This window comes from Prevotella sp. MGM2 (assembly GCF_002933955.1).
Lineage (GTDB): Bacteria > Bacteroidota > Bacteroidia > Bacteroidales > Bacteroidaceae > Alloprevotella.
On the sequence record NZ_BEWW01000286.1, the window covers coordinates 36652 to 50350 of the forward strand.

The 13699-nt window shown below is 54.6% G+C and carries 12 protein-coding genes and 1 pseudogene; 1 reads left to right on the top strand and 12 read right to left on the bottom strand.

The genetic code is table 11. From position 1 onward, the window contains the following. Positions 1-256: 256 nt before the first annotated feature. The 12 genes from C5S62_RS09005 to C5S62_RS09060 all read right to left on the bottom strand — a co-directional run bounded on the left by C5S62_RS09005 (position 257) and on the right by C5S62_RS09060 (position 13312). Entirely contained in the window at positions 257-1654 is a 1398-nt protein-coding gene (locus C5S62_RS09005) for a C1 family peptidase (RefSeq protein WP_104405051.1), read from the bottom strand. Between the two features lie 17 nt (positions 1655-1671). Next, positions 1672-2694 carry a phosphatase PAP2 family protein gene (locus tag C5S62_RS09010; protein WP_104405052.1) on the bottom strand — a complete coding sequence of 341 codons (1023 nt, stop codon included), beginning with the start codon at positions 2692-2694 and terminating at the stop codon, positions 1672-1674. Then, complete coding sequence (locus tag C5S62_RS09015) at positions 2685-3710, bottom strand: NAD(P)-dependent oxidoreductase (RefSeq protein ID WP_104405053.1); 1026 nt, start codon at positions 3708-3710, stop codon at positions 2685-2687. Before C5S62_RS09015 ends, C5S62_RS09010 begins: the two co-directional genes overlap by 10 nt. Before the next feature lie 158 nt (positions 3711-3868). Continuing rightward, positions 3869-4714, bottom strand: coding sequence for a glutamate racemase (gene murI / locus C5S62_RS09020; protein WP_104405054.1), 846 nt, complete (start codon positions 4712-4714; stop codon positions 3869-3871). A 30-nt stretch (positions 4715-4744) separates the two neighbouring features. Continuing rightward, positions 4745-5335 (bottom strand): OmpH family outer membrane protein, encoded by a 591-nt coding sequence (locus C5S62_RS09025; RefSeq protein ID WP_223301202.1) that lies wholly within the window; start codon positions 5333-5335, stop codon positions 4745-4747. 238 nt (positions 5336-5573) lie between these two features. Next, complete coding sequence (locus tag C5S62_RS09030) at positions 5574-6653, bottom strand: 4-phosphoerythronate dehydrogenase (RefSeq protein WP_104405055.1); 1080 nt, start codon at positions 6651-6653, stop codon at positions 5574-5576. A gap of 118 nt (positions 6654-6771) precedes the next feature. After that, positions 6772-7581 carry a DUF3108 domain-containing protein gene (locus C5S62_RS09035; RefSeq protein ID WP_104405056.1) on the bottom strand — a complete coding sequence of 270 codons (810 nt, stop codon included), beginning with the start codon at positions 7579-7581 and terminating at the stop codon, positions 6772-6774. Positions 7582-7620: 39 nt separating this feature from the next. Further along, a complete protein-coding gene (locus tag C5S62_RS09040) occupies positions 7621-9561 on the bottom strand; it encodes an Ig-like domain-containing domain (protein WP_104405057.1) in 1941 nt (646 codons plus the stop codon). Beyond that, positions 9558-11081, bottom strand: a complete 1524-nt coding sequence (locus C5S62_RS09045) for a GH3 auxin-responsive promoter family protein (RefSeq protein WP_104405058.1) — start codon at positions 11079-11081, stop codon at positions 9558-9560. Before C5S62_RS09045 ends, C5S62_RS09040 begins: the two co-directional genes overlap by 4 nt. Positions 11082-11287: 206 nt before the next feature. Beyond that, the gene (locus C5S62_RS09050; protein ID WP_104405059.1) at positions 11288-11554 is read right to left on the bottom strand and encodes a hypothetical protein; all 267 of its coding nucleotides are present in this window, start codon (positions 11552-11554) and stop codon (positions 11288-11290) included. Between the two features lie 10 nt (positions 11555-11564). After that, positions 11565-12017, bottom strand: coding sequence for a hypothetical protein (locus C5S62_RS09055; protein WP_133159555.1), 453 nt, complete (start codon positions 12015-12017; stop codon positions 11565-11567). An 860-nt stretch (positions 12018-12877) separates the two neighbouring features. After that, positions 12878-13312 (bottom strand): helix-turn-helix transcriptional regulator, encoded by a 435-nt coding sequence (locus C5S62_RS09060; protein WP_016268415.1) that lies wholly within the window; start codon positions 13310-13312, stop codon positions 12878-12880. A 158-nt stretch (positions 13313-13470) separates the two neighbouring features. Here C5S62_RS09060 and C5S62_RS09065 point away from each other — a divergent pair. Then, positions 13471-13699, top strand: a pseudogene (locus tag C5S62_RS09065) (hypothetical protein); the annotation flags it as partial.

Here is a 13699-nt window from a genome sequence, read left to right on the forward strand (position 1 = left end):
ATAGGGCAAAGTTAGCTATTTTTTTGTAAAGCTGCCGTGCCGCTGCGGACTGATTTGTCGCCTTCCGTCATTTTCCGGAAAATGACGGAAGGCGACGTCCCTTGTTTTTCTTCTTCCGCGGGGGCGCAAAAAAAAGAAGTATTCCTTTTCAAAAAAGCATTACTTGCAATTTGAAAAGGAATACTTGGAATTTAAATTGTAATACGGACTTTTTCAGCCCGAAGTAACAGGTTGATAATGAGGTGTGGCCAGAGGCTTACTGCTCGGGGGCGAAGAGGGGGTCCCAGGCGGGCAGGAGGGTGGGCTTCTGCTCCAGGAGTCTGAGTGTCTTTTTGGGCACGAAGCGTTTTTCCACTACGAGGCGGAACATGTATTCGTCGAACCATTCATCGGTCATGATGAGGTGGCCGCGATGGCCCGAAGAGGCTCCCCAGGAGTTTTCTACCATCCATTTCTTGGGCCGGCCCTGTTCGTCAAGGTCTACGGCCATGAGTGTCATGGCATGGCTGGAGGCGGAGGCGAAGGTGCGTATGCGGTCGGCCTTGTTCATGGGGAAGTCAGTGCCGAGGAGCGAGGCGTAGTCGTAGTTGCCCAATGAGAGTATGCCGGTTTTGGAATTGAGGAACTTGCCTACGTCGCAGGAGAAGTACATCATCGTGGAGTCTTTGATGGAGGCGATGGCCATTTCCTTGATTTCTTCGATGGGAAGGTTGAGGTAGGTCCACTGCTCGCCGTCGTAGGTGTGGCGGTCGAGGTCGATGGTGTAGGTTTTGTGGTAAGGCCGTGAGGGGTCGTTCATGAGCATGACATAGTTGCCTTTGAGGTCGGCGCCTACGTATTCCTTGTAGAAGGACAGAGGAGTGTAGGTTTTTGTGTCGACGGGCTGTCCTTTCACGTCCTTTCGCGTCCAGGTGAACTCCGTGGGCGGTTCGCCCAGGCATACGGAGAGGATGTGGTAGACGGTGGCGAGCATTTTTGTTTTGCGCTCCTGCAGCTGTCCGGCCTTTTCGCCTTTGGCGGCGGCTTCGCGGAGGGTGAGGCCGTACTCGCGGAGTTTCAGCGATAGGAGGTCGGCCATGCGTGAGGTGTTGTTGGCGCTGTGGCGTTCGGGCATGACTTCGGCGGGCACGAGGCCGTATTTCGTCACCACGTCCTGCACGCCGCAGAAGGTGCCGCCGTCGGAGAGCGGATGCTTGAAGAGCCATTCCACGGTTTTATCGTCCATGGGCTTGGAGGCGTTGTCGATGACGGCCTGAAGGAAGAGGTTGGACTTTTCCAGCTGGTCGTAGAAGAAGTTGTAGGCCTGTGAGAACTGGAATTCGCCCAGTCTGTATCGGGCTATCATTTTGGCACGCATCACGTTCATGCCGGTGAAAAGCCAGCAACGGCCGGAGGATTGCTGGTCGGTGATGCCTTTTGAACTGACTTTGTGGGAGAAGTACGTGTCTTTCACGGCCGGATTGTCGGCCACGGTGGCCAGCTGGTTGATGCTGGTGCCGGCCATGGCGTTGCGCAGGGCTTTTTCGGAGGCCCCGTCGGGCTGTTCCGCTCTGATTTGCTTCAGCATGTCGTCGGAGATGCCGCCGCCCGGTGTCTGGGCCGTGAGAAGGGCGCAGGGCATGGCCAAGGCGAGAGTAAGTAGAATCTTTTTCATATCGGTTTTGTTTTGGGTTAGTTGTTTCGCATTGTCTGGTTTGTCCGGCCGGCGGGGGGAGGCAGGGTGTCGGGTGTTTTCCCTTCTACTGTCAGATGTTCCATATAGGGGAAGAGGCGGTGGCTGAGCCGGTAGAAGATTACGGCCGAGAGAAGGCCGCCGAATACGTCGACGAGGTAGTGTGCCTCGATGTAGACGGTGGAGGCGCACAGCAGGAGGTAGAAGGGCATCATGCACCACATGACGGGCCGGCAGTTGCGCCGCATGAGCAGCATGAGGATGGTGCTTATGCCTACGTGTGAGGAAGGGAAGGCCGCCGTTGGGCGTTCGCCGTTAGCCTGGGCGTTTTCCACCAGATTGCGGAAGAAACCGTCGGTGCCTGGCGAGCGGAGCATCTCGGTGTGTGTGCGGAAATAGTCGCCCAAGGCGGTCAGATGGCCGCTTTGGGCCGCGTCGGTGCCGATGGCCTGAAAGTAGTATTGCGGTCCTGCCACAGGAAGGAACAGGTAGATGAGATAATACATGAAGAAGGAGGTCATCACCACAAAGGCGGTGCGGCTGAAGCGTGAACGGTCGGTGAAGAGCGGCACGAACACGGTGAGCGCTATCATGGGATAATAGGAGAAATAGCCCATGTGGAAAAGTTCGCTCCATAGTTTCGACGGCAGCAGCCGGCTGAAGCCTATGGACGGCTGGCACCCGAAGAGGGCGAGATCGGCGGCGGCGAAAAGGTGGTCGAGGTTGGGCAGCAGCTGGCAGAACTCGTAAGTGTCGGGATACCAGTAGGCCAGGAGCGATAGGGGGTAGAAATAGCGCAGGAAGAGCGATGCGCGGCACGGCAGTATGCGGTAGACGATGCCTGTGGTGAGGATGCCCGCCACCACGAATATTCGTCCTTGCAGCAGTTGCCACGGTGCGGTCATCTCCGGCCATGCCACGCCTATGGCCAGGGCGGTGAAGAGCGTGTAGATGAGTGTGACTTTTTCCACGCCGAGCAGTCCGTGGCGCAACGGTTGTTTTCCGATGAGATTCAAATCCATTTTTCTTTCTTGTACCAGGCTATGGTTTCTTTAACGCCTCGCGCCAGGTCATATTGTGGGGTGAAATTCAGTTCGCGGCGTGCAGGTGTGATGTCGCATCGCCAGTTGCGCTGTTTCATTATGTTGTATTTGTCCTTGTTGAGCGTGACGGCCTTTCCCCGGCGGCGCGCCGTTTTTTCGCCCAGGGCGCAGACGGCGCGGAGCAGCCACAGCGGGGCGGTGAGGCGGAGTACGTGGCGCACGCCCATTTCCTGCTGTATGAGGCGGCCGAAATGGCGCGGATTGTAGTCGGCCCCGTCGGAGAGCAGGTAGGTGCTTCCGCTCCTGCCGTTCACGAGGGCGCGGAAGGCGGCATCGACGAGGTCGCGCACGTAGATGAAAGTGATTCGCTGACGGCGGAATCCAACGGCGAAGTCAACGTGTTTCCTGATGCTGTCGGCTATGAGAAAGTAGTCGCGTTCGCGCGGGCCGTAAACGCCTGTCGGGCGGAGGATGATGTAGTCGAGTCCTTCAACGGTGCCCAGAAGTTCTTCTGCCGCCAGTTTGGAGCGGCCGTAGGTGGTGTTGGGGCAGGGCGTGTCGGCGGCGGTTATTTCGCGGCCGTCGTGTTCGTGTACCGGTCCCATGATGCTGAGCGAGCTGACGAATACGAATCGTCCTTCCAGGGCTTTGGCTGCCGTGAGGCTTTGTACGAGGTTTCGTGTGCCTTCGGTGTTGACGGCCTTAAAGTCTTCGGGACTGGCGCATTTGGTGGCTCCGGCGGCATGGATGACGTGTTGCCACGGGCCGTGCTTGCGGCGGTGGTCTTCTATCTGCCGGAGAAGGTGCTGGCCGTTGCCAAGGTCCAGCTCGATAAAGCGGATGCGTCCGTCCGTCAGGTATTTCCGGCTGCTGGTGGGGCGTATGGCGGCCCATACCTCCATGTCTTCTTTCAAGGCATGTTCTACGAGAAAACTGCCTATGAAGCCGCTGGCACCGGTGATGAGGACGGATTTTTTCGGACGTTGGGGTTGCATGGAAAGAATACGACAGCGTGTGGCGGTGTCTTTGTTATATTATACTAATGTGTGTATTGCCGGAAATCGGGCTTTGCTTCCTGGTGTCTTCCGGTTGGGAAGTCCCGTTTTGGGACGGTCTGGCGCGACTGCCGTGCCAGGGGTGGTTTTCCGGCGGCTTATAGCTCTATTTGTTCCACTTCCACGGGTTGGTGCATGAAAAGGGTGGCGTTGTCGTGGAACTTTTGAGGGTTTTCTGTGGTGAGATAGTGGCATTTCCCGCCTTTGGAGCATCGTTCGGCCATATCGGGATGCCGCTCAAGGTAGTTGCCCAAAGCGGCGGCCACATATTCTCCTTGCGGTACAATGCGCACGCCTGGCGGTGTGTATTTCACTATTTTGTTCATCAGTAGGGGGTAGTGGGTGCAGCCCAGCACAAGCGTGTCGATGGCGGGGTCAAGACGGAGAATGCCGTCGATGCGTTTTTTCACGAAGTAGTCGGCTCCGGGTGAGTCGAATTCGTCGTTTTCCACCAGTGGCACCCACATGGGGCAGGCTTGCCCGGTGACGGTAATGTCGGGGGCCGTTTTTTTGATTTCAAGGGTGTACGACTCCGAGTTGATGGTGCCTGCCGTGGCCAATACGCCGATGTGGCGCGAGAGCGTGAGATGGCACACCGCTTCGACGGTGGGGCGTATCACTCCCAGCACGCGGCGGGAGGGGTCGAGGCGTGCGAGGTCTACTTCCTGAATGGTTTTGAGTGCTTTGGCCGAGGCGGTGTTGCAGGCCAGTATGACGAGATGGCAGCCGTGGCTGAAGAGCGCCTCGACGGCCTCGAGCGTGTAGCGGTAGATGACTTCGAAGGAATGGCCGCCGTAGGGGGCGCGCGCGTTGTCGCCCAGATAGATATAGTCGTACTGGGGGAGCAGCTGACGGATTTGCCGCAGGATAGTCAGCCCGCCGTAGCCTGAGTCGAATACGCCGATAGGGCCTTTTGCGGTTATTGGGTCAGGAAGTGTGCTCATGAGAATACAGGTATGGTGTCCGCGGTCAGATTAATAGTTGCGCAGAGTTCCAATCATTTCTACGATGAAGGGAGTGGCGTCTTCCGTGAGGGCGGGTTTGAGGTATGGCAACGTGTTCGCGTCGCGGTTGACAACGACTTCATAACCCCGTACTTCGGCTGTGGCGGCTATGGCGCGGTCGAGGAGCTGACGGATGGGGCGTTCCATGTCCTGCCGGGCCTTGTCGAGCAGATTTTCGGCTTCGCGGCGGAAGGCGATGCCTCTCTCCAGAGCGTTTTGCAGTTCGCGTTGGCGTTTGAGGAGGATGTTTTCGGGAAAGTCTTTCTGTCCCTGTAGAAATTCGGCAAACATGCGCTTGAAGGTCGTTTCGTTGTAAGCGGCTTCTGTTTCGTGCTGTTTGCGCAGTTCGGCCAGTTGTGCCTCCATGGCCGTGTATTCGGGCAGGGCATGGAGAAGGGAGTCGTAGCGCACCGCACCGTATTTAGGCTGTGTTGGCATGTTGGTACCGACGGTGTTGGCATTGTTGCCGGCCGGAAACTCAGCCGAGTTGGATACCTGTGCGCTGAGTTTGGTTAAGGACAGCGGCAGGAGCAGGCAGGCGATGAGTAATATTTTTTTCATATTTATTGAGATATGATGTTGTTTCTATGTTTGTTATATTCCACTGCAAAAGTACGATTTTTTTTGGAAAGCAAACAGTTTTTCAGAAAACGAGTGGATGAAGCTTTATGGTTTCTTTCTTTTGGAGAGGCTGGTGGATTGTTACGGTAAAAAGCATTACTTGGAATTTAAATTGTAAGTATTGCTTTTCAAATTCCAAGTAATGCTTTTCTGAAAAGCGATAGGGTTGTTTTTCGGGTCATTCGCGCCGGAGCGGATAGTTGCCTCGCAGGCGTTCGAAGTCTTCCGGCCGGGCTTTCAGGGCATCGCTGTCGCGTCGCGGGTCGTAGCGCCTCAAGTGTCCGATGGTATCGCTGTCGTTGCCTGTGAGGGCCGGCAGGTGGCCTGCCAGTTCGGGATAGTAGGCAAAGCCTGCCGGCAGCTGGGGCGGCTCTATGAGGAAGTCGGCCTTGACGCCGAAGTGTCGCGCCACGGCCTGCAGCGCCATGCGTGTACCGTTGGCTTTTCCGTCGGCCGAGTATCCGGCTATGTGGGGGGTGGCCAGAAAGGCGCGGTCGAGCAGGCGGCGGTCAATGTGGGGTTCTCCTTCCCAAGTGTCGATGACGGCTTCCGACACCAGTGCGCGGTCGAGGGCGCGGAGCAGGGCTTCGGTATCGGTCAGTTCGCCGCGGCCGGCATTGATGAGGATAGGTTTGCGCCGCAGCCGGTTGAGGAAATCCTCGCCGGCCAGATGTAGTGTCGCGTCGGGACCTGTGGTGGTGAGGGGAGTGTGCAGGGTGATGATGTCGGCTTCGGCGGCTACATCGGCCAGAGAGGCGGTGCATTCTTCGGCCTTGACGGGCAGATGGCTGTGGCGCACGCGGCCTTCGTGTCGCGGCGGGTCGCAGAGCAGGAGGCGTATGCCGCGGCGGCGTGCCATGAGGGCCACTTGGCTGCCCACGTGGCCGACGCCTACGATGCCCAGGGTGGCGTTCCGGAGGTCTGTGCGGCCTGCGGCCTGGAGCAGGAGCAGAGACGACTCCACGTATTGTGCCACGCTGCCGGCGTTGCAGCCCGGGCAGTTGCTCCAGCCTATGCCGGCGTGGCTGAGATAATGGGTGTCAATGTGGTCATGTCCGATGGTGGCCGTGGCTACAAACCTGACGCTGCTGCCCTCGAGCAGGCGGCGGTCGCAACGGGTGCGGGTGCGGATGATAAGGGCGTCGGCCCGGCGCACGTCATCGGCGGTTATGGCGCTGCCGGATAGGTAGACGGTGTTCCCTAGCTTTTCGGCCTGTCCGCGCATAAAAGGTATTTTGTCGTCAATGATAAGGAGCATGGCGGTGAGGGGTGACTGGTTATAAAATGAGGTGTGACAAGCGCACGGCGGAGTAGGCCGCCTGACGGTCGGGGCTGTCCGTGCGTTTGTCACCCTGCTGTCTGAGTGTCTTTTTTTCTTATTTTAGTTTGGCCGTTTGCGGATTGCGCAGGCCTGTGGCGCCGCTGAGAAAGGCCTTGGCGGTTCCGAAGTTGAGGTTGAGGTCGAGGCGCACGGGAATGTGGTTCTTGTCGTCAGTGATGTAGAAGGTCACGACCTCTTTTTCCTTGCCGTTTTCTTTTTCCACAAAGGAGAATACGAGGCAACGGTAGGTGGTGGAGGAATTTTCCATTTTAAACTTCTTCTTTCCGCGGTAGACGATGTTCTGCCACTGGCATGTCCGGCCGTCTGCCATGAGAAAGGGCATGCGGTGTCCTTCCTTGAAGCCCGAGGGGTCGAACGACCGTGCACGCAGGAGCATGCTGATCATGTCGTAGGCGCAATGCTCGCCCGAGTATTTCTTGCTGAGGGGCTTGTCGTTGTTGCGGCGGTAGGTCATTTGTGCCGTGCAGCGGTTGTCGGGATAGAAGTAGGTTACTTCGTTAAGGCGGTAGGTCTTGCCTTCGAGTGCGGCTTTTTTATAGTAATAGGGCACGAGGTCGAGGCCGCAGTAGGAGGTGAGTGTGTCGCGCATGACGAAGTATTTGTCAGCTTTGCCGGAACTGCGTGTGATGAGATAAGTTTTGTAGGCGGGCTGGCCTTTCCACTTTGTCTGTGTGGTGTTCATGTAGGCCGTACCGGCTTTCACCCATACGAACTTCCAGTTGAAGTAAAGATCATACATCAGTGTCTCGCCGCTCTTGAAAGCGGTGTTTTTCGATGAGCATTGGGCCGATGCGGCCGTGGCCGTGAGCAGGATCACAGCCAGGAGAGTGATTAGTTTTTTCATTGTTTCATCGTTTTTTAAGTGGTGTTGGTGTGAGTGGTTTCAGGAGCGTCCCAACTGCCGGTTGCGTTCGGCGTTGAGGTTGCGCGGCTTTCTTTCTTCATCAGCCTTCTGCTTGGTGATGGCTTCGGGCTTCTGGTGGATGAGGGGCAGCTCTTTCACGTGCCACGTCTGCTCTATGTCCCAGTTGGCTCTCACTTCAATGGGTGCGGGGAAGTAGTACACCGCTTCGGGCTGCAGTCCTGCGGCATAATCGCCCGTGTCCCAGCAGCCGTTGAGGTTGCCGTCTACGAAACAGCGCAGGTAGTAGGTGCCCGGTTGCAGGTAGAAGAAGTCCGCCCGGCCGCCTTTGATCCTCACCTGCCGCTCTATGTTGCTGTCGCTCTTGAGGAGCTGTACGGTGGTGGTGATGTCGGCTCCCGGCAGGTGGAGGAACAGCGAACCGTAGTCGGCTTCCTTTCCTACGTTGACTGCCAGTTTGAATTTGTTGTTGACTTGTCCGGACAGGCCGGTGACAGCGGCCGAATCCACCTCCAGTTCGTATTTCTGTCCGTATCGCCATTCGCCCATTACGGTGAGGGCTGTCATTACGCCGGAGGGCCTTTTCAGGCGCATGGGGGCGTCCACCTTTGTCGAGTCGACCAGCAGACGGAGGTGTATTCCGGCGGTGTCGAGGCGCATAACGGGTTCTTCGAAGGAGAGTCGGATGTTTTCTGCCGGTGTGATGCTGCGCGAGGTGTTGCCTTTGATGTTGAGGAAAACCTGCGGCGGTGTTTCTTCGGAGTAGTCGCCGCGTTTGTGGCGGCGTTCCAGCGCTTTCTGCCATTTCTCCATGGCTTCGGCCTGTTGCTTGAGGCGGCGCGCCATGGTCATTTTAGGCGTTAGCTCCAGTGTGTCGGTGCGCAGTGTGTTGTGTCCCAGCGAGTCGTCGTAGGCTTCGTAGGTGTAGGTCATGCGCAGCGTGTCCACCTGAGGTATTGACGTGTCGCGCAGCCAATAGGTGAGTGTGTCGTTGCCGGTGTTGGGCTGGTGCAGCAACAGGCTGTCGGCGTTGAAGTTGAGTCCGTGCACTTCGGGTGCCTTGGCTGATGGGGCGGTAAAGTAAATGCGGAACCATTCGGGCACGTCGCGTTGGGTTTTCAGGAAGTGGCGCTGTGTGTTCTTTTCGCTGAAAGCCAGCAGTACGAGGTCGTCGGGGACGTAGCGGGTGTAGTGCACCTGCCGGATGCTGTCGTAGCGCACCGTGTCGCGCCACACGGTGTCGGCCCTTACGGCGGGAAAACTGCGGGGTACGACCTTTTCGCCCAGAAAGGCAAGCATTTCGCCTGTGGAGAAGCGGAAGTCGCCGTCCATGTCCTTGAGGGCGAAGATGCGGTAGGTGCCCGGCGCCACGCCTTTGATGCGGAAACGGCCGCGGCTGTCGGTCTGTGCCACGCGGTCAAAGGGCTTTTTCGTGAAGGCCGTGTCGGTGGTGTCGGTGTGCAGGCCTACCAGAATGCCTTTTACCGGTTCCAGATTTTCGGCGGCCAGCACGTTGCCGGCCACCTCCATTGTGTCGAGGCTTTCGCCTGTTGAAAAGAAGTAGGTGAAGTTGCCCAGCGGATTGCCTTCATTGGCATCGACAATGGCATCGGAGAAGTCGATAGTGTAAGTCGTGTTCTCCCTCAGCGAGTCGATCAGTTCCACCGTTATGCGCCGGCCCTGCACTTTGATGTCGGGTATCTCTATCTGTGGCGGCGATATCGTTATTTTCTCCTGGGCGTTTTCCACCTTTATCAGTTCGTCGAAGGTGATGGTCACCTTTTTGTCCTTGGCCATTCGCTGCCCTATGGCCGGCGACATGCTTACGATGCGTGGCGGCGTCTCGTCGTAGGGACCTCCGTCGGGGCCGCTGCCGGGATTGGCGCAGGCCGTGAGGAGCATTGCAGCGACGAGGATGGCCGCTATGCGTATGGAATGGGATAGGGCTGAGATGTGGTTCATGACGGGGAAGAGGCGTTGTTGAGCGCGATGACTTGTTCTATGATGTCGCGGTTGTTGGCCAGCCGCGGCACTTTGTGCTGTCCGCCCAGCTTACCGCGGCTTTTGAGCCAGTCGTTGAAGAGTCCGCGGCGGGCGGGGATGATTTCGAGCGGCTGCAGGGTGAGGTTCTTGTAGCGTTTGGCCTCATAGTCCGAGTTGATGGTCTGGAGCGCGTTGTCGAGGCGGCGGGCAAAGTCATCGAGGTCTTGCGGCTCCCGCCCGAATTCCACCACCCATTGGTGGCGGCACTTTCCTCCGGCGTCCATAAACACCGGCGCGGCAGTGTATTCCGTCACAACGGCTCCCGTTTCGCGGCAGGCACGTTCCAGTCCCTGCTCGGCGTTGTCTACTATTAGTTCTTCGCCAAAGGCGTTGATGAAGCATTTTGTGCGGCCGGATATGACGAATTTGTAGGGCCGCACGGAGGTGAAGCGCACCGTGTCGCCGATCTGGTAGCGCCACAGGCCGCAGGAGGTGGAGATGACGATGGCATAGTTGCGTCCTGTTTCCACGCCCCACAGGGGGACGGCTTGCGGCCGTTCCGTTTCCAGTTCCTCAAGCGGAATGAATTCGTAGAACACGCCGTAGTCGAGCATCAGGAGCATGGCCGTGTCGGCGGGGTCGTCCTGCAGTCCGAAGAAACCTTCCGAGGCGTTGTAGGTTTCCATGTAGTGCATTCTTTCGGAGCGTATCAGGCGGCGGTATTGCTCGCGGTAGGGCGTGAAGGCTACGCCGCCGTGGAAGAACACCTCAAGGTTGGGCCATACTTGCTCAATGGAGTCTTTGCCGGTTATCTCAAGCACGCGGTTGAGCACGGCCATCATCCATGAGGGTACGCCTGATAGGTTCGTCACGTTTTGACGCGCCGCCATTTGGGCTATGCGGTCGCGCTTTTCCTCAAAGTCGGCGAGCAGGGCTACTTTCTTACCGGGTGTGCGCACGAGGTTGACCATCGGGTTGATGTTTTCTATCAGGATGGCGCTCAGGTCGCCCACCAGCGAGTGGGGCAGGTTGTAGTTGGGCGCGTGGCTGCCTCCCAGTATGAGGGCGCGGCCGTCGAAGAGGCGGCTCCCGGGAGTGTTGCGCAGATAGAGGCTGACGGTGTCCCTGCCGCCGGCGTAATGGGTGTCGTGCAGTCCGTCGCGGCTCACGGGTATGAATTTGCTCTTGTCGTTGGTCGTTCCCGACGATTTGGCATACCATCGCACGGCGCCGGGCCAGAGCACGTCGTGTTCGCCGTGGCGCATGCGGTCAATGTAGCCCTTGAGTTCCTCATAGGTGTTGAGCGGTGTGGCTGCGGCATATTGTTCGTAGTCCTTGGTGGCCGCATAGCCGTGGCGCGCGCCCCACTCGGTGTCGGCCGCTGTGGCCAGCAGGCGCGCCAGTACGCCGCGCTGGATTTCCTCAGCGTGGCCGGCATAACGTTCTATGGCCCGTGCGCGGCTCTTGAAGCCGTGCCGGAGCAAGTTGGTCAGATTCATGTCCGTACCTCTTTTTTTATCCTTATAAGGGGCAAAGTTAGTGCAAGGCGTGAGAATGGCAAAGCAAAAATGCAGTTTTTAGGTTTTTATACTGTGAGGATGGCCCCGTCTCCGCCCCCTCCGGTTAAGGGCAAGGAAAAGGCCGTTCAAGCACCGGGAGAGGGCATCTTGTACGGCCGGATGATGATGGACTGTCTGCCATGGAGCTATTTGGAGAGGATGTATAAAATTATGAAAGACAGGCAGAATATGCTTTGGTTGATGATTCGCCGGTAGAGTTTTTTCTTCAGGGAAGGGACCGCTCGTTTCCTGATGTGGAACAGAAGAAGCATGCAGAGCAGGAACGACATCGCCACTCCTGCGCCACTGATATCGGTGAAAATCGCTTTGCCGCTCCACCAGCCGATGTGCAGTGTTATGAAGCAGATGCTGTTGAGCAAGGCCAATATGTCGAGTTTGTTTTCGAGGTCCATAGTGTTTTAATTAACCATAGAAACAGTCATAGAAATCAGCTACCATTAATACTACACCTATATATCCAAGGTATCTTTTCCCGATGGCTATAATGGCTTTTCTAAGTGTTGTAGCTGTAAGTATGCCATTTACGGAAAGTTCCTTTATTTGTGAAACTCCGATAGCAAATCCTAGGCAATTTCTTAGTCTTTTTGTGTCAACAGATTGTGTGCTAATTGTTGAGGGTTGGGTACTATCATTTTTGTCTAATATATCTATATGATATAATAAAAAAGACAAAGATGCGAGTTCTTCTTCGTTTAAGTTTTTAATGAACTCTTTATCTTCGTTAGAGGATGATATATCATGGTCTAACTGTAGAATTATTTGATTTTGAATGGTTTTACCATCTGTTATTAATGGTTGCAAAATTTTTTTACAGGCAAATTCTGTATCTGAATTTGATCTGGAATTTATGTTCAATTGAATTAAATTCTTTACTGATTTTTGCAAATGTGTTTGTTGATAGTGAACTTTTAATTTCTAATTATGGGCATGAAAACGAAGCGTACAACAATATGAAGAACGTTTGAATGTGTAAACCTTTGATAATTCGGTAAGTAGGTGAGGGTGGTGGGGTAGAGGACAGGAAAACGAAACGCACAAAAGGTTTAAGTTAGTTTAGTTTTGCTTTAAGAACGAGGGCAAAGTGTTTAAGCAGGTGTTTAATGCGGCTTTGCATCAGGTTTAATTTGCTTTAATCGCATGGGCGGTCAGATGGCTTTTTGGGGCTTTCTGGCCGCTTTCTTTTGTCTGGTGAGTACACCACTACAAACGAGCAATAACGGCGTGAAATGGGGCTTTTAGCCGTATCTCCTGTTGTTTTTGGGGCGTTGGGGAGGGTAGGGTAGTGGCGAGGCAGCAAAGCGGAAAAATACCCTTTAACGGGCGTTTTATCACCAGTTAAAGGGACTTTTGGAAATGGTAGAATTGAGGTGTAAATGGTCGGGTAGGGTAGGAGGTAAAACGGTACGTTTCGTTTGAAAAAACGAGGTTGGGGTGTCAGATGGGGTGTCAGTTGGGGTGTCTGCGTGTATGGTGAATACTCCCCCAAAAGAGCAAAAACGACTATATAAAAGCGGCTTTTTCGTGAAAATCTACCCCTTTAATTCCTTTTTGTATATAGGAAAAATAGCGGCTATAATCTATTTAAGTTGTTGATTATAACCGTTTAAGGCGTATTTTCCCCTCGAAAAAATGAAAAAACAGCATGATTCCTAAGAAAGTACCCATATATGGGGCATATAAAGGGGCATATCAGCGGCGCAAGATATTTATCACTGTTATCCGACATTTGCAACGCCAGAAGTCGGGACATCCGAGGCATTTTTTCCCTTTCCCCGTTCAAGTTGAGAAACTCGTTCTTTTAACCGCCCAATTTCTTCTGCTTGCTGTACAATCTGTGCGTCTTTTTTTTGAATAAATACATCGAATTGTTGCAATATAGGAGCAAGCCTGTCATTGTCAGAAACAAGTACAGGTGCATTTATATCTAAATTGCTTACGCGCATGTGTCCTATTCCCGTGAGTAACCACATTGCATTTACATCGAGAGTTCTCACTATTTTTTCAAGAACATCAGCCTTTGGCATGATGCCTTTGATATAACCACGTATATTTCCCTCACTTATGCCTATTTTATTGGCAAATACAGTGTTTTTGCCATCTCCATATTCTTGGACTAATGCCCCTATCCTATCGTGAATTGTTTCGTCCATACATGTATAATTTATAGAAAATCGAAATTTCTCACGCATTTTATTTGTATATTCGTGAGAAATCACGATATTTGCAGCGTGAAACTTATAACACAGCCGCCAAAGGTACGAAAAAAAGCCGAGGCGGCAGAATGTTAAACCCTAAAAGTAAAAGGACAATGACACAGAAAGAATTTGAAGACAGGACACGAAGACTGATAACGGCAGAAGATTATCATTTTGTGGAGAATCTCTACATAGCTGCTGGAAATATGGATAAGGACGAGTTCTGTAAAGAAATGAAAGCCATGTGTGCCTATGACGGAGCTAACGATCATATCGAATTACGCCAATGTTTGAAAGAAGTCGGCAGACGTTGGAAAAGGCGCGTGAGTTTGACCCCTTCGG

Excerpts from the sequence above, each read along its gene's own strand:
- C5S62_RS09005 (WP_104405051.1), bottom strand. The coding sequence starts at position 1,654 with ATGAAAAAGATTCTACTTACTCTCGCCTTGGCCATGCCCTGCGCCCTT.
- C5S62_RS09010 (WP_104405052.1), bottom strand. The coding sequence starts at position 2,694 with ATGGATTTGAATCTCATCGGAAAACAACCGTTGCGCCACGGACTGCTC.
- C5S62_RS09015 (WP_104405053.1), bottom strand. The coding sequence starts at position 3,710 with ATGCAACCCCAACGTCCGAAAAAATCCGTCCTCATCACCGGTGCCAGC.
- murI (WP_104405054.1), bottom strand. The coding sequence starts at position 4,714 with ATGAGCACACTTCCTGACCCAATAACCGCAAAAGGCCCTATCGGCGTA.
- C5S62_RS09025 (WP_223301202.1), bottom strand. The coding sequence starts at position 5,335 with ATGAAAAAAATATTACTCATCGCCTGCCTGCTCCTGCCGCTGTCCTTA.
- C5S62_RS09030 (WP_104405055.1), bottom strand. The coding sequence starts at position 6,653 with ATGCTCCTTATCATTGACGACAAAATACCTTTTATGCGCGGACAGGCC.
- C5S62_RS09035 (WP_104405056.1), bottom strand. The coding sequence starts at position 7,581 with ATGAAAAAACTAATCACTCTCCTGGCTGTGATCCTGCTCACGGCCACG.
- C5S62_RS09040 (WP_104405057.1), bottom strand. The coding sequence starts at position 9,561 with ATGAACCACATCTCAGCCCTATCCCATTCCATACGCATAGCGGCCATC.
- C5S62_RS09045 (WP_104405058.1), bottom strand. The coding sequence starts at position 11,081 with ATGAATCTGACCAACTTGCTCCGGCACGGCTTCAAGAGCCGCGCACGG.
- C5S62_RS09050 (WP_104405059.1), bottom strand. The coding sequence starts at position 11,554 with ATGGACCTCGAAAACAAACTCGACATATTGGCCTTGCTCAACAGCATC.
- C5S62_RS09060 (WP_016268415.1), bottom strand. The coding sequence starts at position 13,312 with ATGGACGAAACAATTCACGATAGGATAGGGGCATTAGTCCAAGAATAT.